Source organism: Pseudomonas sp. GL_117, from assembly GCF_057835125.1.
This window is the reverse complement of record NZ_CM174418.1, coordinates 950,393-971,371: the sequence shown is the minus strand read 5'-3', so window position 1 is coordinate 971,371 and position 20,979 is coordinate 950,393. Positions and strand designations below refer to the sequence as shown.

General features: G+C 60.7%; 18 protein-coding genes and 1 pseudogene. 13 read left to right on the top strand and 6 right to left on the bottom strand.

Features of this window, described 5'->3' with window-relative positions; all coding sequences use genetic code 11:
* Positions 1-112: 112 nt before the first annotated feature.
* The 7 genes from AC3ISR_RS04220 (at position 113) to AC3ISR_RS04190 (ending at position 8,861) form a co-directional block, all read left to right on the top strand.
* Positions 113-1,657 carry an ABC transporter substrate-binding protein gene (locus AC3ISR_RS04220; protein WP_370694907.1) on the top strand — a complete coding sequence of 515 codons (1,545 nt, stop codon included), beginning with the start codon at positions 113-115 and terminating at the stop codon, positions 1,655-1,657.
* A 168-nt stretch (positions 1,658-1,825) separates the two neighbouring features.
* Positions 1,826-3,223 carry an OprD family outer membrane porin gene (locus AC3ISR_RS04215; RefSeq protein WP_092240692.1) on the top strand — a complete coding sequence of 466 codons (1,398 nt, stop codon included), beginning with the start codon at positions 1,826-1,828 and terminating at the stop codon, positions 3,221-3,223.
* Between the two features lie 80 nt (positions 3,224-3,303).
* On the top strand, positions 3,304-4,902 hold the full coding sequence (locus AC3ISR_RS04210; RefSeq protein WP_463983225.1) for an ABC transporter substrate-binding protein: 1,599 nt from the start codon (positions 3,304-3,306) through the stop codon (positions 4,900-4,902).
* A 76-nt stretch (positions 4,903-4,978) separates the two neighbouring features.
* Positions 4,979-5,989, top strand: coding sequence for an ABC transporter permease subunit (locus AC3ISR_RS04205; RefSeq protein ID WP_003171721.1), 1,011 nt, complete (start codon positions 4,979-4,981; stop codon positions 5,987-5,989).
* 10 nt (positions 5,990-5,999) lie between these two features.
* Positions 6,000-6,911, top strand: a complete 912-nt coding sequence (locus AC3ISR_RS04200; protein WP_105520930.1) for an ABC transporter permease subunit — start codon at positions 6,000-6,002, stop codon at positions 6,909-6,911.
* Between the two features lie 10 nt (positions 6,912-6,921).
* Positions 6,922-7,890 (top strand): ABC transporter ATP-binding protein, encoded by a 969-nt coding sequence (locus tag AC3ISR_RS04195; RefSeq protein ID WP_192297714.1) that lies wholly within the window; start codon positions 6,922-6,924, stop codon positions 7,888-7,890.
* Positions 7,890-8,861, top strand: a complete 972-nt coding sequence (locus AC3ISR_RS04190; RefSeq protein WP_463983223.1) for a peptide ABC transporter ATP-binding protein — start codon at positions 7,890-7,892, stop codon at positions 8,859-8,861. Before AC3ISR_RS04195 ends, AC3ISR_RS04190 begins: the two co-directional genes overlap by 1 nt.
* Before the next feature lie 114 nt (positions 8,862-8,975).
* On the opposite strand, the gene AC3ISR_RS04185 is transcribed toward AC3ISR_RS04190, so the two are convergent.
* The 3 genes from AC3ISR_RS04185 to AC3ISR_RS04175 form a co-directional block, all read right to left on the bottom strand.
* Positions 8,976-9,221 carry a hypothetical protein gene (locus AC3ISR_RS04185; RefSeq protein ID WP_192297715.1) on the bottom strand — a complete coding sequence of 82 codons (246 nt, stop codon included), beginning with the start codon at positions 9,219-9,221 and terminating at the stop codon, positions 8,976-8,978.
* Positions 9,222-9,318: 97 nt separating this feature from the next.
* Entirely contained in the window at positions 9,319-9,564 is a 246-nt protein-coding gene (locus AC3ISR_RS04180) for a hypothetical protein (RefSeq protein WP_192297716.1), read from the bottom strand.
* Between the two features lie 257 nt (positions 9,565-9,821).
* Positions 9,822-11,405: a peptide chain release factor 3 gene (locus tag AC3ISR_RS04175; RefSeq protein ID WP_192297717.1), complete on the bottom strand. Its 1,584-nt coding sequence runs from the start codon at positions 11,403-11,405 to the stop codon at positions 9,822-9,824.
* A gap of 331 nt (positions 11,406-11,736) precedes the next feature.
* Here AC3ISR_RS04175 and AC3ISR_RS04170 point away from each other — a divergent pair, with 331 nt between their 5' ends.
* The 5 genes from AC3ISR_RS04170 (at position 11,737) to AC3ISR_RS04150 (ending at position 16,825) form a co-directional block, all read left to right on the top strand.
* Positions 11,737-12,453, top strand: a complete 717-nt coding sequence (locus tag AC3ISR_RS04170) for an ABC transporter permease (protein ID WP_025856261.1) — start codon at positions 11,737-11,739, stop codon at positions 12,451-12,453.
* Positions 12,454-12,473: 20 nt separating this feature from the next.
* Positions 12,474-13,367 (top strand): glycine betaine ABC transporter substrate-binding protein, encoded by an 894-nt coding sequence (locus tag AC3ISR_RS04165; RefSeq protein WP_463983222.1) that lies wholly within the window; start codon positions 12,474-12,476, stop codon positions 13,365-13,367.
* Between the two features lie 12 nt (positions 13,368-13,379).
* A complete protein-coding gene (locus AC3ISR_RS04160) occupies positions 13,380-14,033 on the top strand; it encodes an ABC transporter permease (protein ID WP_192297720.1) in 654 nt (217 codons plus the stop codon).
* Positions 14,030-15,187, top strand: a complete 1,158-nt coding sequence (locus AC3ISR_RS04155) for an osmoprotectant ABC transporter ATP-binding protein OsmV (RefSeq protein ID WP_463983221.1) — start codon at positions 14,030-14,032, stop codon at positions 15,185-15,187. The genes AC3ISR_RS04160 and AC3ISR_RS04155 overlap by 4 nt, the downstream gene beginning before the upstream one ends.
* Before the next feature lie 474 nt (positions 15,188-15,661).
* Positions 15,662-16,825, top strand: a complete 1,164-nt coding sequence (locus AC3ISR_RS04150) for a type III PLP-dependent enzyme (protein ID WP_016986476.1) — start codon at positions 15,662-15,664, stop codon at positions 16,823-16,825.
* 73 nt (positions 16,826-16,898) lie between these two features.
* Here AC3ISR_RS04150 and AC3ISR_RS04145 read toward each other — a convergent pair.
* From AC3ISR_RS04145 to AC3ISR_RS04135, 3 genes and pseudogenes are all read right to left on the bottom strand, one after another.
* Positions 16,899-17,006, bottom strand: a pseudogene (locus AC3ISR_RS04145) (type II toxin-antitoxin system HicB family antitoxin); the annotation flags it as partial.
* A gap of 27 nt (positions 17,007-17,033) precedes the next feature.
* A complete protein-coding gene (locus tag AC3ISR_RS04140; RefSeq protein ID WP_463983220.1) occupies positions 17,034-17,786 on the bottom strand; it encodes a tetratricopeptide repeat protein in 753 nt (250 codons plus the stop codon).
* A 1-nt stretch (position 17,787) separates the two neighbouring features.
* Complete coding sequence (locus tag AC3ISR_RS04135; RefSeq protein WP_192297724.1) at positions 17,788-18,468, bottom strand: Fe2+-dependent dioxygenase; 681 nt, start codon at positions 18,466-18,468, stop codon at positions 17,788-17,790.
* A gap of 205 nt (positions 18,469-18,673) precedes the next feature.
* On the opposite strand from AC3ISR_RS04135, the gene AC3ISR_RS04130 reads away from it, so the two are divergent.
* Positions 18,674-20,974 (top strand): TonB-dependent receptor, encoded by a 2,301-nt coding sequence (locus AC3ISR_RS04130; RefSeq protein WP_463983219.1) that lies wholly within the window; start codon positions 18,674-18,676, stop codon positions 20,972-20,974.
* Positions 20,975-20,979 lie beyond the last annotated feature (5 nt).

Here is a 20,979-nt window from a genome sequence, read left to right as displayed (position 1 = left end):
TGGCCGGGTGATTGCACGCTGACGACAACTACAAACAAGGATCGGGATCGTCATGCGCCATACCACCGTTCTATCCGCACTGTTTGCCACCAGCCTGCTGGCTGTGGCCACGATGGGCCAAGCCGCCGAGAAAAAGAGCCTGGTGTTCTGCTCTGAAGGCAGCCCCGCAGGCTTTGACACCGCGCAATACACCACCGCCACCGACAACGACGCGGCCGAGCCGCTGTACAACCGCCTGGTCGAATTTGAAAAAGGCGCGACCAACGTGGTACCGGGCCTGGCAACCAAGTGGGATATTTCCGAAGACGGTTTGACCTACACCTTCCATCTGCGTGAAGGGGTGAAATTCCACAGCAACAAGGAGTTCAAGCCGACGCGCGACTTCAACGCCGACGACGTGCTGTTCACCTTCAACCGCATGCTTGACCCCGACCAACCGTTCCGCAAGGCCTACCCCACCGAGTTTCCGTACTTCAACGGGATGAGCCTGAACAAGAACATCGCCAAGGTCGAGAAAACCGGCCCGCATACCGTGGTGATGACGCTGAACACGGTCGACGCCGCGTTTATCCAGAACATCGCCATGAGCTTCGCCGCGATCCTGTCGGCCGAATATGCCGAACAATTGCTCAAGTCCGGCAAGCCCAGCGACATCAACCAAAAGCCGATCGGCACCGGCCCCTTCGTGTTCCAGCGTTACCAGAAAGATTCGCAGATCCGCTATGTGGCCAACAAACAGTACTGGGACCCGAGCAAGGTCAAGCTCGACCAGCTGATTTTCGCCATCAACACTGACGCCTCGGTACGTGTACAAAAGCTCAAGGCCGGCGAATGCCAGGTAACCCTGCACCCACGTCCGGCCGACGTCGACGCCCTCAAGGCCGACCCGAACCTGCAATTGCTCACCAAGCCCGGCTTCAACCTCGGCTACATCGCCTATAACGTGCGCCACAAGCCGTTCGACCAGCTCGAAGTCCGCCAGGCGCTGGACATGGCGGTGAACAAGCAGAGCATTCTGAACGCCGTGTACCAGGGCGCGGGGCAACTGGCGGTCAACGCCATGCCGCCGACGCAATGGTCCTACGACGACAGCATCAAGGACGCCGCCTACAACCCGGAAAAAGCCAAGGAACTGCTCAAGGCTGCCGGCGTGAAGGAAGGCACCGAAATCACCCTGTGGGCGATGCCGGTGCAACGCCCCTACAACCCCAACGCCAAGCTGATGGCGGAAATGCTGCAGAACGATTGGGCCAAGATCGGCCTGAAAGTGAAGATCGTCAGCTACGAGTGGGGCGAATACATCAAGCGCACCAAGAACGGTGAGCACGATGTGAGCCTGATCGGCTGGACCGGCGACAACGGTGACCCGGACAACTGGCTGGGCACCCTGTACAGCTGCGACGCCATCGGCGGGAACAACTACTCCATGTGGTGTGACCCGGCGTACGACAAGCTGATCAAGCAAGCCAAGGTCGTGACCGACCGCGAACAACGGACTGTTCTGTACAAACAGGCGCAGCAACTGCTTAAAGCGCAGGTGCCGATCACGCCGGTCGCCCACTCGACGGTCAACCAGCCATTAAGCGCCAAAGTCGAAGGTTTCCAAGTGAGCCCCTTCGGCCGCAACGTGTTCTCGGGCGTCAGCATTACCCCATAAAAACATAACCGGATGATGGAGAGCCAAACTGGCTCTCCAGCAAACGTGCAGCCAATTTTCAGGAAATTTCCTACGGCAAACGTTTGCAACAGCTTGAACGAGTTACACCCAATAGCCGGTTCACCTGATAAGGCCGGCATAAAAAAGAGAACCAAAGGAGCTTCACACATGAAACTGAGCAGCAAAGCGCTTCTGGCCCTGGCCATCAGCAGCATCACGGCGACCGCCTACGCGGAACCCGCCAGCCAGGATTTCGTGCCGACCACACTGGCCGGCACCAGCGCCCAAAGCGAGGCCAAAGGCTTTATCGATGGTCAAAGCCTGGGCGGTACCACTCGCAACTGGTATGCGAACGAAATGAAGTTTCGCAACGACCGCTTCAGCTATCGCAAAGACGGCGTGAAGACGCCGATCTCGCGCCGTATCAACTGGGCCCAGGGCACCATCCTCAACTACACCTCGGGCTTCACCCAAGGCACTGTCGGGGTCAGCACTGAAGTCGCTGCCTACAACTTCATCGCCCTCGACCGCGACCGCAAAGATATCGCCGGCGGTTCCAACCGTACCCTGGCGGATTCCGGCGGCGACGCTGTAGGTCAGTGGAGCAAACTGGGCCTGGCCAACGTCAAGTTCCGTGTTTCCAACACCACCTTGACCGCCGGTCGCCAGAACTTCAGCACCGGTATCGTCGACACCATCGGCAACCGTGCGCTGCCTTCGAGCTTTGAAGGTGTGAGCTTCAACAGCGAAGAGTTCAGCAACCTGTCGTTCCAGGGCGGCATCTTCGACCGCGTTTCGCCGCGTACCGAGCAGAGCCTGTCGAAATTCCGCTCCGAATACGGCAATGGCCAGGAAACCGACAAGGTCAAGACCCTGGGCTTCAACTACCAGCCGTTCAAGAGCCTGAAAACCAGCGTGTTCGCCGCCAACGTCGAAGACTTCTGGAACCAGTACTACTTCGGCGCAACCCACGAACTGGGTGATGCTCAAACCCTGGCACTGACCACCGGTCTGAACTACTACAAGACCACCGACACCGGCAGCAAGAAGATGGGCAACATCGACAACGACACTTACTCGTTGTCCCTGGGCTTGACCCACCAGGCCCACAGCCTGACTTTCTCGTACCAGGAAGTGAACGGTGACGAGTACTTCGACTACCTGCACGAAACCAACGGCATCTACCTGGCAAACTCCCTGACTTCGGACTTCAACAGCCCGAACGAGAAGTCTTTCCAGATCGCCTATGCCATCAACATGGCCGAATACGGCGTGCCAGGCCTGAAGTTCAACGTGTACTCGGCTCGCGGTTGGGGCATCGACGGTACTCACTACAACGGCACCGCCTACGGCGAAGCCGGCGCATCGCGTAGCGACCTGCGCCTGATGGACGGCGAGAAACACCAGGAATACGGCGTTGGTACTTCCTACGCAATTCAGAGCGGCCCGCTCAAGGCCACTACGATCCGTGGCACCTACGTGACTCACCGAGCCAGCGCCCAACAAGCTGACGGCAACATCAAAGAGTTCCGCCTGGTCACCACCATCCCGTTCAACATTCTTTAATTAGCGCCAGGTAGACGGCAGGCTCAGGACGAGCCTGCCGTCTACGCTTGTCTGGTCCCACCGATTGCAGAGGGCTCTGAATGAAAATGCTCCCACTCCAAGCCGCCATGGCTGCCGCGTTGTTGAGCGTGGCCATCGGCATTTCGGCCAAACCGCTGGTGGTCTGCACCGAAGCCAGCCCGGAAGGTTTCGACCCGGTCCTGTACACCACGGCCGTGACCGCTGACGCCGCCGCCGAAACCATGTTCAACCGCCTGGTGGACTTCAAGCCCGGCACCACCGAAGTGATCCCCGCGCTGGCCAAGGCCCTGCCCGAGATCAGCGCCGATGGCCTGACCTACACCTTTCATCTGCGTGACGACATCAAGTTCCACACCACCGACTACTTCAAACCCACGCGCAACATGAACGCCGACGACGTGCTTTGGAGCTTCCAGCGCCAGCTGGACCCGAATCATCCGTGGCATAAAAAGTCCAACGTGGGCTACCCGTACTTCGAAAGCATGGGCTTCAAGGAACTGCTCAAGAGCGTAGAAAAGATCGACGATCATACTGTCGTCTTTACCCTGACCCGTCCTGAAGCCCCCTTTCTGGCCGACCTGGCCATGGCGTTCTCCTCGATTCACTCCGCCGAATACGCCGACCAGTTGCTCAAGTCCGGCAAGACCGATGACCTGAATGCCAAGCCGATCGGCACCGGCCCGTTTATCTTCACCCGCTATCAAAAAGACGCCCAGGTGCGCTTCAAGGCCAACCCGGACTACTTCCGTGGCAAGCCGCCGGCCGATCCGCTGATCCTGGCGATCACCACCGACAACAACGTGCGCCTGCAGAAGCTCAAGGCCAACGAGTGCCAGGTCGCGCTGTATCCGAAACCGGATGACGTGCCAAGCATGAAGGCCGACCCGAACCTGAAGGTGGCGGAGCTGGCGGCGATGACCACCGCCTACACCGCGCTGAACACCACCCACAAGTACATGAGCGACGCGCGGGTGCGTCATGCGATCAACATCGCGTTCGATAAGAAGGGCTACAACGAATCCCTGTATGGCAAAGGCAATGCCGTCGATGCCACCGGTCCGTATCCACCCACCCTGCTGGGTTTCAGCGACAAGCTGAAAAACCCACCCCGCGACCTGGACAAGGCACGTGCCCTGCTCAAGGAAGCCGGTGTGCCGGAAGGCACTGAGTTCACCCTGTTCACCCGTAACGGTGGCGGCCCGACCAACCCCAACCCGATGCTCGGCGCCCAGCGCATGCAGGCAGATCTCGCGCAGATTGGCCTGAAAGTGAATATCAAAGTTATGGAATGGGGCGAAATGCTCAAACGCGCTAAAAATGGCGAGCACGACATGGTGTCCGCCGGCTGGGCGGGGGATAACGGCGACCCGGATAACTTCCTCACGCCGAACCTGAGTTGCGATGCAGCCAAAAACGGCGAAAACTACGCCCGTTGGTGTAACAAAGAGTTTCAAGACTTGATCGACAAGGCCCGCGCCGATGCTGAACCGACCCAGCGCGCAGCACTCTATGAACAAGCACTGGACGTTTTCGGCAAGGACCAACCGTGGATTCCCATGGCTTACCCGAAAATGTTCACCGCCATGCGCAAGAACGTCGAGGGTTATATCCAAAGTCCTCTGACGACCAATAACTTCGCCACCACCCAGGTGAAGTAAATAAGAAAAACGCTCGGCGCCGTCGCTATTGACGGTGCCGGACCTGCCTAACCGGCTGATTGAGGTACACGACAAGATGTTTAGTTTTATTGCCCGCCGACTGGGGTTATTGATCCCCACGTTTTTCGGCATAACGTTGCTCACGTTTGCGTTGATTCGCATGATCCCTGGCGACCCCGTCGAAGTCATGATGGGCGAGCGGCGCGTCGACCCCGAGATGCACGCACAGGCAATGGAACGCCTCGGCCTTAACAAGCCGCTGTATGCGCAATACCTGGATTACGTTGGCAAGCTCGCCCAGGGCGACCTCGGCGAATCCCTGCGTACCCGCACCAGCGTGTGGACTGAATTCACCGCCCTCTTCCCGGCGACCCTGGAACTGTCCATGGCCGCCCTGCTGTTCGCCGGTATCCTGGGCCTGTTGGCCGGGGTGATCGCGGCCTTGAAGCGAGGATCGCTGTTCGACCACGGGGTGATGGGCATCTCCCTCGCGGGCTATTCGATGCCGATCTTCTGGTGGGGCCTGATCCTGATCATGTTCTTCTCGGTGAGCCTGGGCTGGACCCCGGTGTCCGGGCGGATCGACCTGCTCTACGACATCGAGCCGCGCACCGGCTTCATGCTGATCGACACCCTGCTGGCTGACGAGCCGGACGCTTTCTGGGACGCGCTGCACCACCTGATCCTGCCAGCCATCGTGCTTGGCACCATCCCGCTGGCGGTGATTGCGCGGATGACCCGTTCGTCGATGCTCGAAGTGCTGCGTGAAGACTACATCCGCACCGCCAAGGCCAAGGGCCTGTCGCCGGCGCGCGTGGTATTCGTCCACGGCTTGCGCAACGCGCTGATCCCGGTACTCACCGTGGTCGGCCTGCAAGTCGGCACGCTGCTGGCCGGTGCGGTCCTGACCGAAACCATCTTCTCGTGGCCCGGCATCGGCAAATGGCTGATCGAAGCCATTGGCGCACGGGACTACCCGGTGGTGCAAAACGGCATCCTGCTGATCGCCTGCCTGGTGATCCTGGTGAACTTCGTGGTGGACATCCTCTACGGCTTCGCCAACCCACGCATCCGTCACCAGCGCTGAGATCAAGACCATGACCACACCTACTCCCGTGTCAGCAGTCGATCAAAGCCTGCTGTATCCGTCCCCGTACAAAGAATTCTGGCAAGCCTTTTCCAAGAACAAAGGCGCGGTTGCCGGCCTGGCGTTCATGTTGCTGATCGTGTTCTGCGCGATCTTTGCCCCCTGGGTCGCGCCGCATAACCCGAGCGAGCAATACCGCGACTTCCTGCTGACCCCGCCGGCGTGGCTGGAAGGCGGGCAGATCCAGTTCCTGCTCGGCACCGACGAACTCGGCCGTGACCTGCTCTCGCGCCTGATCCAGGGCTCACGCCTGTCGTTGCTGATCGGTCTGTCGTCGGTGGTGATGTCGCTGATCCCGGGCATCCTGCTGGGCCTGTTCGCCGGGTTCTTCCCGCGCTTGCTCGGCCCGACCATCATGCGCTTGATGGACATCATGCTGGCCCTGCCGTCGCTGCTGCTGGCCGTGGCCATCGTCGCGATCCTCGGCCCTGGCCTGATCAACACCGTGATTGCCATCGCCATCGTCTCGCTGCCGTCCTATGTGCGTCTGACCCGCGCCGCGGTGATGGGCGAACTCAACCGTGACTACGTGACCGCTGCGCGCCTCGCTGGCGCCGGCCTGCCACGCCTGATGTTCATCACCGTGCTGCCCAACTGCATGGCGCCGCTGATCGTGCAGGCCACCTTGAGCTTCTCGTCGGCGATCCTCGACGCTGCGGCGCTGGGCTTCCTTGGCCTTGGCGTACAACCGCCAACCCCGGAGTGGGGCACCATGCTGGCTTCGGCCCGTGACTACATCGAACGCGCTTGGTGGGTGGTAAGCCTGCCGGGCCTGACCATTTTGCTCAGCGTGCTGGCAATCAACTTGATGGGCGACGGCCTGCGCGATGCGCTGGACCCGAAACTCAAGAACGCCGCCTGAGGAGATTCCCATGTCACTGTTAGAAATCAAGAATCTCAATGTGCGCTTCGGCGACAAGACCGCCGTGCCGGTGGTCGATGGCCTCGACATTTCCGTCGATAAAGGCGAGGTACTGGCCATCGTTGGCGAGTCGGGTTCGGGTAAATCCGTGACCATGATGGCGCTGATGGGCCTGATCGAGCACCCCGGCATCGTCACCGCCGACGCCCTGAACTTCGACGGCAAGGACATGCTCAAGCTGAGCAACCGCCAACGCCGCCAGATCGTCGGCAAAGACCTGGCGATGGTGTTCCAGGACCCGATGACCGCGCTGAACCCCAGCTACACCGTGGGTTTCCAGATCGAAGAAGTGCTGCGCCTGCACCTGAAAATGTCCGGCAAGCAAGCGCGCAAGCGTGCCATCGAGCTGTTGGAAAAGGTTGAAATCCCGGGTGCTGCCAGCCGTATGGATGCCTACCCGCACCAACTGTCCGGCGGTATGAGCCAGCGTGTGGCTATCGCCATGGCAATTGCCGGCGAGCCGAAACTGCTGATCGCGGACGAACCGACCACGGCGCTGGACGTAACGATCCAGGCACAGATCATGGAGCTGCTGCTGGCCCTGCAGAAAGAGCAGAACATGGGCCTGGTGCTGATCACCCACGACCTCGCGGTGGTGGCTGAAACCGCCCAGCGCGTGTGCGTGATGTACGCCGGCCAGGCTGTAGAGGTCGGCCAGGTGCCGCAGTTGTTCGACATCCCGGCGCACCCGTACAGCGAAGCGCTGCTCAAGGCGATCCCCGAGCACAGCCTCGGTGCCACGCGCCTGGCCACGCTGCCGGGTATCGTGCCCGGTCGTTATGACCGTCCGCAGGGCTGCCTGCTGTCGCCGCGCTGCCCGTATGTGCAGGACGCCTGCCGCGCCCAGCGACCTGGGCTGGACCCGAAAACCAACAGCCTTGCGCGCTGCTTCTACCCCTTGAACCAGGAGGTGGCGTAATGGCCGTCGTTCTTACCGCCCGCGACCTTACCCGTCACTACGAAGTGTCCCGTGGCCTGTTCAAGGGCCACGCGTTGGTGCGCGCACTCAATGGCGTGTCCTTCGAGCTGGAAGCCGGCAAGACCCTCGCCGTAGTGGGCGAGTCGGGTTGCGGCAAATCCACCCTGGCCCGTGCACTCACGCTGATTGAGGAACCGTCTTCAGGCTCGCTGAAAATCGCCGGCCAGGAAGTCGCCGGCGCCGACAAGGCCCAGCGCAAGCAATTGCGCAAAGACGTGCAGATGGTATTCCAGAGTCCGTACGCGTCGTTGAACCCACGGCAGAAAGTCGGCGATCAACTGGGCGAGCCGCTGCTGATCAACACCAACCTGTCCGCCGCCGAACACCGCGAAAAAGTGCAGGCGATGATGAAGCAAGTGGGCCTGCGCCCTGAGCACTATCAGCGCTACCCGCACATGTTCTCTGGCGGCCAGCGCCAGCGCATCGCCCTGGCCCGGGCGATGATGCTGCAACCGAAGGTGCTGGTGGCGGATGAACCGACTTCCGCACTGGACGTGTCGATCCAGGCCCAGGTGCTCAACCTGTTCATGGATCTGCAGCAGGAATTCAACACCGCCTACGTGTTCATTTCCCACAACCTCGCGGTGGTGCAGCACGTTGCCGATGACGTGATGGTGATGTACCTCGGCCGCCCGGTGGAAGTCGGCCCCAAGGAAGACATCTACGCGCGCCCCTTGCACCCCTACACCCAAGCGCTGCTGTCGGCCACCCCGACCATCCACCCGGACCCGAACAAGCCGAAGATCAAGATCGTCGGCGAACTGCCCAACCCGCTGAACCCGCCGCCGGGCTGCGCGTTCCACAAGCGTTGCCCGTACGCGACCGCACGCTGCAGCAGCGAGGAGCCGCAACTGCGGGCCTTGGATAACCGCCAGGTGGCCTGCCACTACGCGGAGCAATTCGTGGCGTGAGATCGCAACAAAAATGCCCTGGGCTGATTAAGCCCAGGGCATGACAGGAGTTCTACCGCCCCACCCGTCGGATTGCGCATCAGTCCGGCAGGTGGGGCTTTTTTTCGTCTCGACTCAGGTATCGCTGTCGCCTTCGCTGTCATCGTCATCCGGTGGGGCTTGTTGGTCGTCGTCATCCTCGGAGCCGCCTTGGCCTTTGTCACCGGCTTCCGATTCGCTCTGGGCCAGCTGCAAGTGCTTCGCCGCCACAAACCCGGGCGCCTGGCTTTGCACCGCGGTATTGGCCCATGCGGTGGTGGTACCCAGCGTTAACAGCACCAGCACTTTCAGCAGCAGCACTAAACGTTGAAAGGTAGTCATGGTCGATTTCCGTCCAGTCAGTGAGTCACGTGCGCCAGCGTTCAACTGGCGCTGTGATTCAAGCTAGTTGCGATCCGAGGTTTACGCCAATCGCCTGTCAGGTATCGCCGTCATCGTAGGTTTCGCTGTCTTCCCCTTCGTTATAGGGGTTTTCGGCGTCTTCCTTGGGCGCGGGCTGGGCCTGGGGCTGCCAGCTGCCGGAGTTGACCTCTTGTTGCTTGCGCTTGGTGACGGGGCCGGTGTCTTTCCACTGGGGCGTTCCGGCGTCGGCCTGGGCGTGTGCGGTGGGTAGCGCCAGGCCGGCGAGCAATATCAGAGGGATGGCGTGTTTAACACTAGGCACAGGGGTCACCTTCTCAATCTTTGGGTAGAAACTAGACCCGATGTACGGTTCTCGCCAATCCCAAGCCTTGTGAAGATCAAAACTGTGGGAGCGGGCTTGCTCGCGAAGACGGTGGATCAGCCAGCATATTCTGTGAATGGCACACCGCATTCGCGAGCAAGCCCGCTCCCACACAAGCCCATTCCCACCGTTGGTTTTGTGTGGGCATGAAAAAGGGTGAAGCCATCACAGCTTCACCCTTTTTTACCGCTCAGCCCTTAATGGTGCTCGCGGGTCGCGCGGAATTTCACATCCGGCCAGCGCTCTTCCATCAGCGCCAGGTTGACCCGGGTCGGGGCCAGGTAGGTCAGGTGCCCACCGCCGTCCACCGCGAGGTTTTCCACGGCCTTGTTGGAGAACTCTTCCAACTTCTTCTTATCGCTGCAATCGATCCAGCGCGCGGAGTACACGGTGATCGGCTCATACGAGCACTCAACCTTGTATTCCTCTTTCAAGCGGCTGGCCACCACATCGAACTGCAGCACACCGACGGCGCCAAGGATGATGTCGTTGCTGCGCTCCGGGAAGAACACCTGGGTGGCGCCCTCTTCCGCGAGCTGCTGCAGGCCCTGGCGCAGTTGCTTGGATTTGAGCGGGTCGCGCAGGCGTACGCGACGGAACAGTTCCGGGGCGAAGTGCGGGATACCGGTGAAGCCCAGCGCTTCGCCTTCGGTGAAGGTGTCGCCGATCTGGATGGTGCCGTGGTTGTGCAGGCCGATGATGTCGCCGGCGTAGGCTTCTTCGAGCTGTTCACGCTCGGAGGAGAAGAACGTCAGGGCGTCGCCGATGCGCACGTCCTTGCCGGTACGCACGTGGCGCATTTTCATGCCTTTTTCGTATTTGCCGGAGCAGATGCGCATAAAGGCGATGCGGTCGCGGTGCTTGGGGTCCATGTTCGCCTGGATCTTGAACACAAAGCCGGTGAACTTCTCTTCCACAGGCTCCACGGTGCGCTCGTTGGCAACACGGGCCAACGGCTTCGGCGCCCAGTCGACAACCGCGTCGAGTACGTGGTCGACACCGAAGTTGCCCAGGGCCGTACCGAAGAACACCGGGGTCAGCTGGCCGTCGAGGAATTCCTGCTGGTTGAACTCGTGGCAAGCGCCCTGCACCAGCTCCAACTGGTCGACAAAACGGTCGTACTCGTCACCCAGATGGGCGCGGGCTTCGTCCGAGTCGAGTTTCTCGATGATCTTGGTTTCGGTGCGCTCGTGACCGTGGCCGGCGGTGTAGACAATGATGTAGTCGTCGGCCAGGTGGTACACACCCTTGAAGTCGCGGTAGCAGCCAATCGGCCAGGTGATCGGCGCGGCCTTGATCTTCAGGACGGCTTCGATTTCATCCAACAGCTCGATCGGGTCGCGGATGTCGCGGTCGAGTTTGTTGATGAAGCTCACGATCGGCGTGTCACGCAGACGGCACACGTCCATCAGCGCGATGGTGCGCGGCTCGACGCCTTTACCGCCGTCGAGGACCATCAGCGCCGAGTCCACGGCGGTCAGGGTGCGGTAGGTGTCTTCGGAGAAGTCTTCGTGGCCCGGGGTGTCGAGCAGGTTGACCATGTGCTCGCGATACGGGAACTGCATGACCGACGTGGTAATGGAAATACCCCGTTGTTTTTCCATTTCCATCCAGTCGGAGGTGGCATGGCGGTCGGATTTGCGGGATTTCACCGTGCCGGCCACCGCGATTGCCTTGCCCATCAGCAAGAGCTTCTCGGTGATGGTGGTTTTACCGGCATCGGGGTGGGAAATAATGGCGAAAGTGCGGCGTTTCGCGACTTCGGCGGCCTGGTGGGTCATGGGAAATCGCCTGGCAGGTGAGTCAAAAAAGGGCGGCGAGTATAGCGCAAACCCCAGCCACCGGACCACCGTTCACCCGATTGGGGGTGGCTAAATGCTGCCAAGTATGGAACCTTTTAAAAGGTCGAGACGTCCACTCCCCTGCTACCGCACTCGGAACAGGGGCTGATAAATCAGCAAGTTAGCCTGACGAGGCTGCGCTCATGGCTCGGATTGATACCGCGTTGCCGGTATAGACGAGCTGCTTTTCGCGACCACATTCGCCGACAGCCAGGAATGGCATGCCACGAAGGAATGTGCTCGCCGACAGAAGAAAAAAAGGAGTCCGCCTGTGGCTATTCGCTATGGCAAAGGGCTGATAGGAGGTGCGGTTGTCGTCGCGCTCCTGGCCCTGCTGGTCCACTGGATCGGCATCAACACGATCGAACTGTACCGCGACGATTTGTTGTTTTACCTGCAAGCACACCTGATCCTCGTTCTAGTCTCCATGCTGGCCGCCCTTGTTGTGGGCATCCCCGCCGGTATCCTGCTCAGCCGACCGAACATGGTCGGGCGCGCAGAACGCTTCATGCAGATCTTCAACATCGGCAACACCGTCCCGCCCCTGGCCGTCCTGGCCATCGCCCTCGGCGTCCTCGGTATCGGCAGCGGCCCGGCGATCTTCGCGCTGTTCCTCGCCTCCCTCCTGCCCATCGTGCGCAACACGTACGAAGGCCTGAAAAACGTCCAGGGCTCCCTGAAAGAAGCTGCCACGGGCATCGGCATGACCCCGCGCCAGGTGCTGTTTCGCGTGGAATTGCCCAACGCCGTGCCCATCATCATCGGCGGCGTGCGCGTGGCCCTGGCGATCAACGTCGGTACCGCACCGCTGGCGTTCCTGATTGGCGCCAACAGCCTGGGCAGCCTGATCTTCCCTGGCATCGCCCTGAACAATCAGCCGCAATTGCTGCTTGGCGCCGCGTGCACCGCGTTGCTGGCATTGCTGCTTGACGGTCTGGTGACCATGGCCAGCCGCCTCTGGCTGGAACGCGGGTTGCGTCCGTCTTAAGGCTTGGCAAAGGAATCGACATGAAAAAACTTAGCTTGATATTAGGCTGCGTCCTGCTGCTCGCCGGCATTGCGCAAGCCGCTGAAAAACCGGTCATCCGCATCGGCGCCCGGGTGTTCACCGAACAGACCCTGCTTGCCGAAATCACCTCCCAGTACCTGCGCACCAAGGGTTACGACACCCGCGTGACCGGCGGCCTGGGCAGCAACCTGGCGCGCAGTGCCCAGGAAAGCGGACAACTGGACCTGATCTGGGAATACACCGGCGTGTCGCTGGTGGCCTACAACCACGTGGACGAGAAGCTCGACAGCGAACAGTCCTACGCCCGAGTGAAAGAACTCGACGCGAAAAAAGGCCTGGTCTGGCTCTCCCCATCGCGCTTCAGCAACACCTACGCCCTGGCACTGCCAGAAAAAGTGGCCGCCGAGCACCCCGAGATCAACAGCATCAGCGACCTCACCCAAGCCGTGGCGGCCGACGACCAGGCCCATCGCCTGGTGGCCCTGGACACTGAGTTCGCCAACCGCTCCGACGGCCTGGCCGGCATGGTCAAGCTGTACGACATGAACCTGACCCGCAGGAACACCCGGCAAATGGACGCCGGCCTGGTCTACACCGCGCTGCGTAACGGCCAGGTGTTTGCCGGTTTGGTCTACACCACCGACGGTCGCCTCAACGCGTTCAAATTGAAGCTGCTGGAGGACGACAAGCACTACTTCCCGGACTACACCGCAGCGCCCGTGGTACGTCAGGTTTATCTCGACGCCCACCCGCAACTGGCCGCCGACCTCAAACCGCTCGCTGCACTGTTCGACGATGAAACCATGCGCCAGTTGAATGCGCGGGTCGATGTCGACCACGAAAGCCCGTCCACTGTTGCCGCCGATTTCCTGCGCCAGCATCCGCTCAACTAAAGAGGAGAAGACATGGAATTCCTGAACGCCTTTTCCCATCTTGATTGGGCCCAAGTCCTGCATCTGACCTGGCAGCACATCACCCTGGTCGGCGTCGCCGTGATCCTCGCGATCCTGATCGGTGTGCCCCTGGGCATCCTGATGACGCGCTTTCCGAGCCTCGCAGGCCCCTTGCAAGCCAGCGCCACGGTGCTGCTGACCGTGCCGTCCATCGCCCTGTTCGGCCTGCTGCTGCCGTTCTACTCCAAATTCGGCCAGGGCCTGGGGCCAATGCCGGCGATCACCGCCGTGTTCCTCTATTCCCTGCTGCCGATCATGCGTAACACCTACCTGGCCCTGACGGGCGTGGAACCGGGCATTCGCGAGGCCGCCAAAGGCATCGGCATGACCTTCGGCCAGCGCCTGCGCATGGTCGAGTTGCCCATTGCCGTGCCGGTGATCCTCGCCGGTGTGCGCACCGCCGTGGTGATGAACATCGGTGTCATGACCATCGCCGCCACCATCGGCGCCGGTGGCCTGGGTGTACTTATTCTGGCTTCCATCAGCCGCAGCGACATGTCGATGCTGATCGTCGGCGCCGTGCTGGTCAGTCTCCTGGCCATCTTCGCCGACCTGCTTCTGCAATGGCTGCAACGCTCGCTGACTCCAAAAGGATTGCTCAAATGATCGAACTTCAAAACCTGTCCAAGACCTTCCAAAGCAACGGCAAGACTGTCACCGCCGTGAACGATGTAAGCCTGACCGTCAACGAAGGCGAAATTTGTGTATTCCTCGGCCCCTCGGGTTGCGGCAAGAGCACCACGCTGAAAATGATCAACCGCCTGATCAAGCCGACCTCGGGCAAGATCCTGATCAACGGCGAAGACACCACCGACCTCGACGAAGTGACCCTGCGTCGCAACATCGGCTATGTGATCCAGCAGATCGGCCTGTTCCCCAACATGACCATCGAGGAAAACATCGTGGTCGTGCCGAAACTGCTCGGCTGGGACAAACAGAAATGCCACGACCGCGCCCGCGAATTGATGAGCATGATCAAGCTGGAGCCCAAGCAGTACCTGCACCGCTACCCGCGTGAACTGTCGGGCGGCCAGCAACAGCGGATCGGCGTGATCCGTGCGCTGGCGGCCGATGCGCCGTTGCTGTTGATGGATGAGCCGTTCGGCGCAGTCGACCCGATCAACCGCGAGATGATCCAGAACGAGTTTTTCGAGATGCAGCGCGCGCTGAACAAGACCGTGATCATGGTCAGCCACGACATCGACGAAGCCATCAAGCTGGGCGACAAGATCGCCATCTTCCGCGCCGGCAAGCTGTTGCAGATCGACCACCCGGACACCCTGCTCGCCCACCCGGCCGACGAATTTGTCAGCAACTTCGTAGGCCAGGACAGCACTCTCAAGCGCCTGCTGCTGGTCAAAGCCGAGGACGCGGCGGACAACGCCCCGTCGGTGAGCCCGGAAACCCCAGTGGCCGACGCGCTGGAGCTGATGGACGAACACGACCGCCGCTACGTGGTGGTGACCTGTGCCGAGAACAAGGCACTGGGGTATGTACGACGTCGCGACCTGCACCGCCAGAGCGGTACTTGCGGCCAATACCTGCGCGAGTTCAACGCCACGGCGGCGTATGACGAACATTTGCGCATCCTGTTGTCGCGCATGTACGAGTTCAATCGCTCGTGGTTGCCGGTGATGGATGCGGAGCGGGTGTTCCTTGGGGAAGTGACCCAGGAGTCGATTGCCGAGTACTTGAGTTCCGGTAAGTCCCGGGGTGGCAAGACCAGTATCGTTTCGCCTGCCGAAACCGTACTGGCTTGACCTGACACCACTCGGTCAAAACTGTGGGAGCGGGCTTGCTCGCGAAAGCGGTCTGTCAGTTGTAGTTGCTGTGACTGACAGTCCGCTTTCGCGAGCAAGCCCGCTCCCACATTGGATCTCTATTGGGTCTGAAACACCCCAATTTGCCCCATCCGGGGAACATCATTCCGTCACACCTGTCGGTTACATAAGTAGCTGCACGGGTGCTCGCGACGAACGCGTGCAAAAACGCGACATTTTTAGTTGATCTCAAGCCCCTCACGCCCTAAAGTTCGCGCCGAACGTCCATGCTGGAAACGATCCATCCGGCTCAAGTACTGACGACGAGACAGCAAGGCCAAGGGAAGCGGTAGATCCCATGGCCTTTTTGCTTTCGGCGACATGCCTTGGGAAGTAGGCGAACCAAAGTGGGGATACGGAGGACGTTCATTTGCACCCATTGATCAATCTAGTTTGCCCTTAGGAGTTCCCAGCATGTCGATCCAGGTCGAAGATTATTTCGCGCGCGCTACATTTGACAAAATGAAGGCGTTCGCCGACAAGCAAGAAACCCCGTTCGTGGTGATCGACACCGCGATGATCAGCCAGGCCTACGACGACCTGCGCGCCGGTTTCGAATTCGCCAAAGTCTATTACGCGGTCAAGGCCAACCCGGCCGTCGAGATCATCGACCTGCTCAAAGAGAAAGGTTCGAGCTTCGACATCGCCTCGATCTACGAGCTGGATAAAGTGATGGACCGTGGCGTCAGCGCCGACCGTATCAGCTACGGCAACACCATCAAGAAATCCAAGGACATCCGCTACTTCTACGAGAAGGGCGTGCGCCTGTTCTCCACCGACTCCGAAGCCGACCTGCGCAACATCGCCAAGGCCGCGCCGGGCTCGAAAGTGTATGTGCGTATCCTCACCGAAGGCTCGACCACGGCTGACTGGCCTCTGTCGCGCAAATTCGGCTGCCAGACCGACATGGCCATGGACCTGCTGATCCTCGCCCGTGACCTGGGCCTGGTGCCTTACGGCATCTCGTTCCACGTCGGTTCGCAACAGCGCGACATCAGCGTGTGGGACGCCGCGATCGCCAAGGTCAAAGTGATCTTCGAGCGCCTGAAAGAAGAAGACGGCATTCACCTCAAGCTGATCAACATGGGCGGCGGCTTCCCGGCCAACTACATCACCCGCACCAACAGCCTGGAAACCTACGCCGAAGAAATCATCCGCTTCCTCAAGGAAGATTTCGGCGACGACCTGCCGGAAATCATCCTGGAGCCGGGCCGTTCGCTGATCGCCAACGCCGGTATCCTGGTCAGCGAAGTGGTCCTGGTTGCACGTAAATCCCGTACCGCCGTCGAGCGTTGGGTGTACACGGATGTGGGCAAGTTCTCCGGCCTGATCGAAACCATGGACGAAGCCATCAAGTTCCCGATCTGGACCGAGAAGAAAGGCGAGATGGAAGAAGTGGTCATCGCCGGTCCTACCTGCGACAGCGCCGACATCATGTACGAAAACTACAAGTACGGCCTGCCGCTGAACCTGGCGATCGGTGATCGTTTGTACTGGTTGTCGACCGGTGCGTACACCACCAGCTACAGCGCGGTTGAGTTCAATGGTTTCCCGCCACTGAAATCCTTCTACGTTTAAGAGCAGCGGTTAGTTTTTAGCCGCAAGCTGCAAGAAAAAAGCCCATGACGTGTCATGGGCTTTTTTGTTTCCGCTAAGCCGATAGCTCACGCAACGCCGCCGTCGCCAAAAAGCCTGATCGCGAGGCGTAGCGATGGTCCTTTTGCACGCGCTCATCGATGCGTTGTAACAGGTGTTCCGGTTATGCCTGCCTCGCCACAGCCGGTGTTTACAGAGTCAGCTGTGTAGCACGCGCCTCATATGCTTCGGCCATTGCGCGAATCTGCGCATCATCCGCCGCAGCCAATGCCTTGCACGCCGTGCGTAAAAACTTCAAATTGCCCCCCGCCAATGCCTTGCGCAACCACTCCAGCGCCGCATCGACCTGGCCGCTGTCCGCCAGCACCGCCGCGTAGCTGAACTGCCCGCGAAAATCTCCGCCTTCGGCTGAACGGCGATACCAATCCACGGCAGCCTCCAGATCCTGTGCGCAGAAGCGGCCGTCTTCCAGATAACGCCCCAGCAGGTTCATCGACTTGGCGTGGCCTTGCTCAGCTGCCCGGCGATAAAAGCTCAGCGCTTGCGATTGATCCTCTGCAACACCGCGCCCGGTCGCCAGCAGATTGGCGTAGTTGTATTGGGCCCAATCCAGCCCGGCCTCGGCGCCCTTGCGGTATTCCCGCGCAGCTGCCTCTTCATCCACCGCGCAGCCCCAACCATGTTCCAGACACCGCCCGGCCATATTGCGCGCCATCAGGTGCCCGCCCTGGGCCGCGATCCGGAACCAACACAGCGCCAGCGCTTCATCCCGCGCAATGCCACGGCCTTCCAGCAGGATTTGCCCGAGCAGCGCCTGGGCATCCACCACGCCTTCTTTCGCCGCCATCAGGATCGCCTGGGCGGCGCGTACCGGGGAATCGTCGAGCATCGATTGCAGTTGTTCGACGTTGAGCACTTCTTCGCGACGCAGCAAGAAGCCCATGTCAGACCTCGACCCAGCGGCGCAACAGGTTGTGATAAGTGCCGGTGAGCTGGATCAGCGCCGGATGGTCGGGCACATCGGCGGTCAATTGCTGGATCGCGCCGTCCATTTCAAACAGCAGGGTGCGCTGGCTGTCTTCGCGCACCAGGCTTTGGGTCCAGAAAAACGAGGCGTAGCGCGCGCCACGGGTCACGGCGTTGACTTTGTGCAGGCTGGAACCGGGGTACAGCACCATGTCGCCGGCCGGCAGTTTTACCCGTTGCAGGCCGAAAGTGTCCTGGATCTCCAGCTCGCCGCCGTCGTATTCCTCCGGGTCGCTGAAGAACAAGGTGGACGACAAGTCGGTACGCACCCGTTCAAAACTCCCCCGGGCCTGGCGCACGGCGTTGTCGATATGGAAATCGAAACTGCCGCCGGCGGTGTAGCAGTTGAACAGCGGCGGGAAGACCTTGTGCGGTAACGCCGCTGACATAAATAGCGGGTTTTTCCACAAGCGCTCAAGCATCGCCGCGCCGATTTCCTTGGCCAGCGGGTGGCCTTCGGGCAATTGCAGGTTGTGCTTGGCCTTGGCGGACTGGTGCCCGGCGGTGATTTTACCGTCGGCCCAATCGGTGCTTTCCAGGGCTTGGCGAATGCGCTGCACTTCCTCGCGAGAGAACAGGCCGGGGATGTGCAGCAACATGGGCAGTACCTGAATGCAGAGGGGCGCCAATGGTATTGATTCTTATCAAGCCTGTAAAACGCCGTGGACGGATGAGATCGTAAAAACCGTAAGCAAAAAGTGTAAAGAATGTAAATTCAGTGCAATTAGCAATATATCGCAATTGATAGAAAGTCGTGTTCACCCTATATTCCGCCGCCTCACATCCTTGGGGAAAGGACACGTCATGTCGCGCACTTCAATAAAAACACCTGCCAGTTCACCGCGCCTGCTGGCTTCGGCCATCGGCGTCGCGCTTACCGCCAGCTCTGCCGCCCAATTGGCGCAAGCGGCCGAAGACACTGAACAAAAAGGCGAGCGCAACACCATCTCCCTGGGCGCCACCAGCATCACCGGCGAAGAACAGGACCAGACCTCCTACCAGGTCGAAAAAGCCTCGTCGCAGAAGTACACCGCGCCGCTGGTAGACACCCCGCGTTCGGTCACCGTAGTGCCACAGCAAGTCCTCAAGGACACCGGCGCCACCTCGCTGCAAGATGCCTTGCGCACCGTACCGGGCATCACCTTCGGCGCGGGTGAGGGCGGCAACCCCCAGGGCGACCGTCCATTCATCCGTGGCTTCGACGCCCAGGGCGACACCTACCTCGACGGCGTGCGCGACACCGGCGGCCAGAGCCGTGAGATCTTCGACATTGAGTCGATTGAAGTCAGCAAAGGCCCGAACTCCTCGTTCGGCGGTCGCGGTTCGGCCGGTGGCAGCCTCAATCTGGTCAGCAAGACCCCACAAGCGCGGGACTTCACCAACGGCGGCTTCACCTACGGCTCCGACCAGACCCGCCGCTATGTGCTTGACGTCAACCGCCAGTTCCTCGACGACAGCGCCGCGTTCCGCCTGAACCTGATGAGCCACGAACAAAACGTCGCCGGCCGCGACGCGGTCAACTACGACCGTTGGGGCGTGGCCCCGTCGCTGACCTTTGGCCTGGGCACCCCGACCCGCGTCAACCTCAGCTACTACCACATGGAAAGCAACGACCTGCCGGATTCGGGCATTCCGTACGGTTATGGCTCGGCAAGCGCCACCACCCATCGCCATGACAAACCCACCGACGGCGGCGACAGCAGCAACTTCTATGGCCTCAAGGATCGCGACTTCCGCAAGACCCGCGCCGACATCAGCACGATCTCCATCGAGCACGATCTGAGCGACAGCATGACGCTGAAAAACACCCTGCGTCATGGCAGCACCGGCCAGGACTACATCCTCACCCAGCCGGACGACAGCAAGCTCAACGTCAACAAATACGGCACCGTATGGCGTCGTGCCAACACCCGCGTCTCCACCACCACGACCACCACCAACCAGACCGACCTGTTCGGTAGCTTCCAGGCCCTGGGCTTCAAGCACAGCTACTCCACCGGCCTGGAGTTCACGGGTGAAGAAACCCGCGTCAGCGGTTACACCGTGACGCCGAACGCCAACCCGACGCCCAACGGTTGCACGCCTGGCATGGTCGGCAACAGCGGCGGCAGTTGCACCTCCCTGGGCAACCCGAACCCGGACGACGCCTGGACCGGCGCCACCGCTCGCAACTACATGGGCACCAACACCAAGGCCACCAGCCGCGCCGCCTACGTGTTCGACACCATCGAGCTGGACCCGAAATGGCTGCTGAACGTTGGCCTGCGCTACGACACCTTCGACACCGAAGCCAACACCAATGCCACCACCGGGCGTACCAAGGTCAAGGACGACAGCCAATTCTTCAACTGGCAGGCCGGCCTGGTCTGGAAACCGCTGGAAAACGGCAGCATCTACACCTCCTACGCCACCTCGGCATCGCCGGCCGGCGGCCTGGTCGGTGAAGGCGTCGACAGCAACGCGATCCCGACCGGCATCAACACCAGCGACATGAAGCCGGAAGAAACCGTCAACTACGAACTGGGCACCAAGTGGGACCTGTTCCACAACCGCCTGTCCCTGTCGGCGGCGGTGTTCCGTACCGAGAAGAAAAACACCCGCATCCTGGTGGACTCCAACACCTACCAAACCGCCGGTGAGTCTCGCGTCGACGGCCTGGAACTGACAGCCAGCGGCAAGATCACCGAGCAATGGCAAGTGTTCGCCGGCTACAGCTACCTGAAAGCCGAGCTGGTTGATCCTGGCAAGAACGGCAACCGTCAGGGCGTCGTCACCGCGGGTTCGAACAAAGGCAACCAGATGCCGAACACCCCGGAAAACTCGTTCAGCCTGTGGACCACCTACGCCATCACCCCAAAACTGACCGTCGGCGGCGGTGCGTTCTATGTCGACGATGTTTACGGCGACGCGGGCAACACGGTTTACGTACCGTCCTACACCCGCTACGACGCCATGGCCAGCTACAAGCTGACCAAGAACGTCGACCTGCAACTGAACGTGCAAAACCTGACCGACAAGACCTACTACGACAAGGCCTACGGTTCGCACTTCGCCAACCAGGCGGCGGGGCGCACGGCGTTGCTGTCCACCAACTTCCACTTCTAAGCAAC

Excerpts from the sequence above, each read along its gene's own strand:
- AC3ISR_RS04175 (WP_192297717.1), bottom strand. The coding sequence starts at position 11,405 with ATGACCCACCAGGCCGCCGAAGTCGCGAAACGCCGCACTTTCGCCATT.
- AC3ISR_RS04215 (WP_092240692.1), top strand. The coding sequence starts at position 1,826 with ATGAAACTGAGCAGCAAAGCGCTTCTGGCCCTGGCCATCAGCAGCATC.
- AC3ISR_RS04185 (WP_192297715.1), bottom strand. The coding sequence starts at position 9,221 with ATGACTACCTTTCAACGTTTAGTGCTGCTGCTGAAAGTGCTGGTGCTG.
- AC3ISR_RS04155 (WP_463983221.1), top strand. The coding sequence starts at position 14,030 with ATGATCGAACTTCAAAACCTGTCCAAGACCTTCCAAAGCAACGGCAAG.
- AC3ISR_RS04150 (WP_016986476.1), top strand. The coding sequence starts at position 15,662 with ATGTCGATCCAGGTCGAAGATTATTTCGCGCGCGCTACATTTGACAAA.
- AC3ISR_RS04135 (WP_192297724.1), bottom strand. The coding sequence starts at position 18,468 with ATGTTGCTGCACATCCCCGGCCTGTTCTCTCGCGAGGAAGTGCAGCGC.
- AC3ISR_RS04205 (WP_003171721.1), top strand. The coding sequence starts at position 4,979 with ATGTTTAGTTTTATTGCCCGCCGACTGGGGTTATTGATCCCCACGTTT.
- AC3ISR_RS04195 (WP_192297714.1), top strand. The coding sequence starts at position 6,922 with ATGTCACTGTTAGAAATCAAGAATCTCAATGTGCGCTTCGGCGACAAG.
- AC3ISR_RS04200 (WP_105520930.1), top strand. The coding sequence starts at position 6,000 with ATGACCACACCTACTCCCGTGTCAGCAGTCGATCAAAGCCTGCTGTAT.
- AC3ISR_RS04210 (WP_463983225.1), top strand. The coding sequence starts at position 3,304 with ATGAAAATGCTCCCACTCCAAGCCGCCATGGCTGCCGCGTTGTTGAGC.
- AC3ISR_RS04190 (WP_463983223.1), top strand. The coding sequence starts at position 7,890 with ATGGCCGTCGTTCTTACCGCCCGCGACCTTACCCGTCACTACGAAGTG.
- AC3ISR_RS04220 (WP_370694907.1), top strand. The coding sequence starts at position 113 with ATGGGCCAAGCCGCCGAGAAAAAGAGCCTGGTGTTCTGCTCTGAAGGC.
- AC3ISR_RS04165 (WP_463983222.1), top strand. The coding sequence starts at position 12,474 with ATGAAAAAACTTAGCTTGATATTAGGCTGCGTCCTGCTGCTCGCCGGC.
- AC3ISR_RS04130 (WP_463983219.1), top strand. The coding sequence starts at position 18,674 with ATGTCGCGCACTTCAATAAAAACACCTGCCAGTTCACCGCGCCTGCTG.
- AC3ISR_RS04140 (WP_463983220.1), bottom strand. The coding sequence starts at position 17,786 with ATGGGCTTCTTGCTGCGTCGCGAAGAAGTGCTCAACGTCGAACAACTG.
- AC3ISR_RS04160 (WP_192297720.1), top strand. The coding sequence starts at position 13,380 with ATGGAATTCCTGAACGCCTTTTCCCATCTTGATTGGGCCCAAGTCCTG.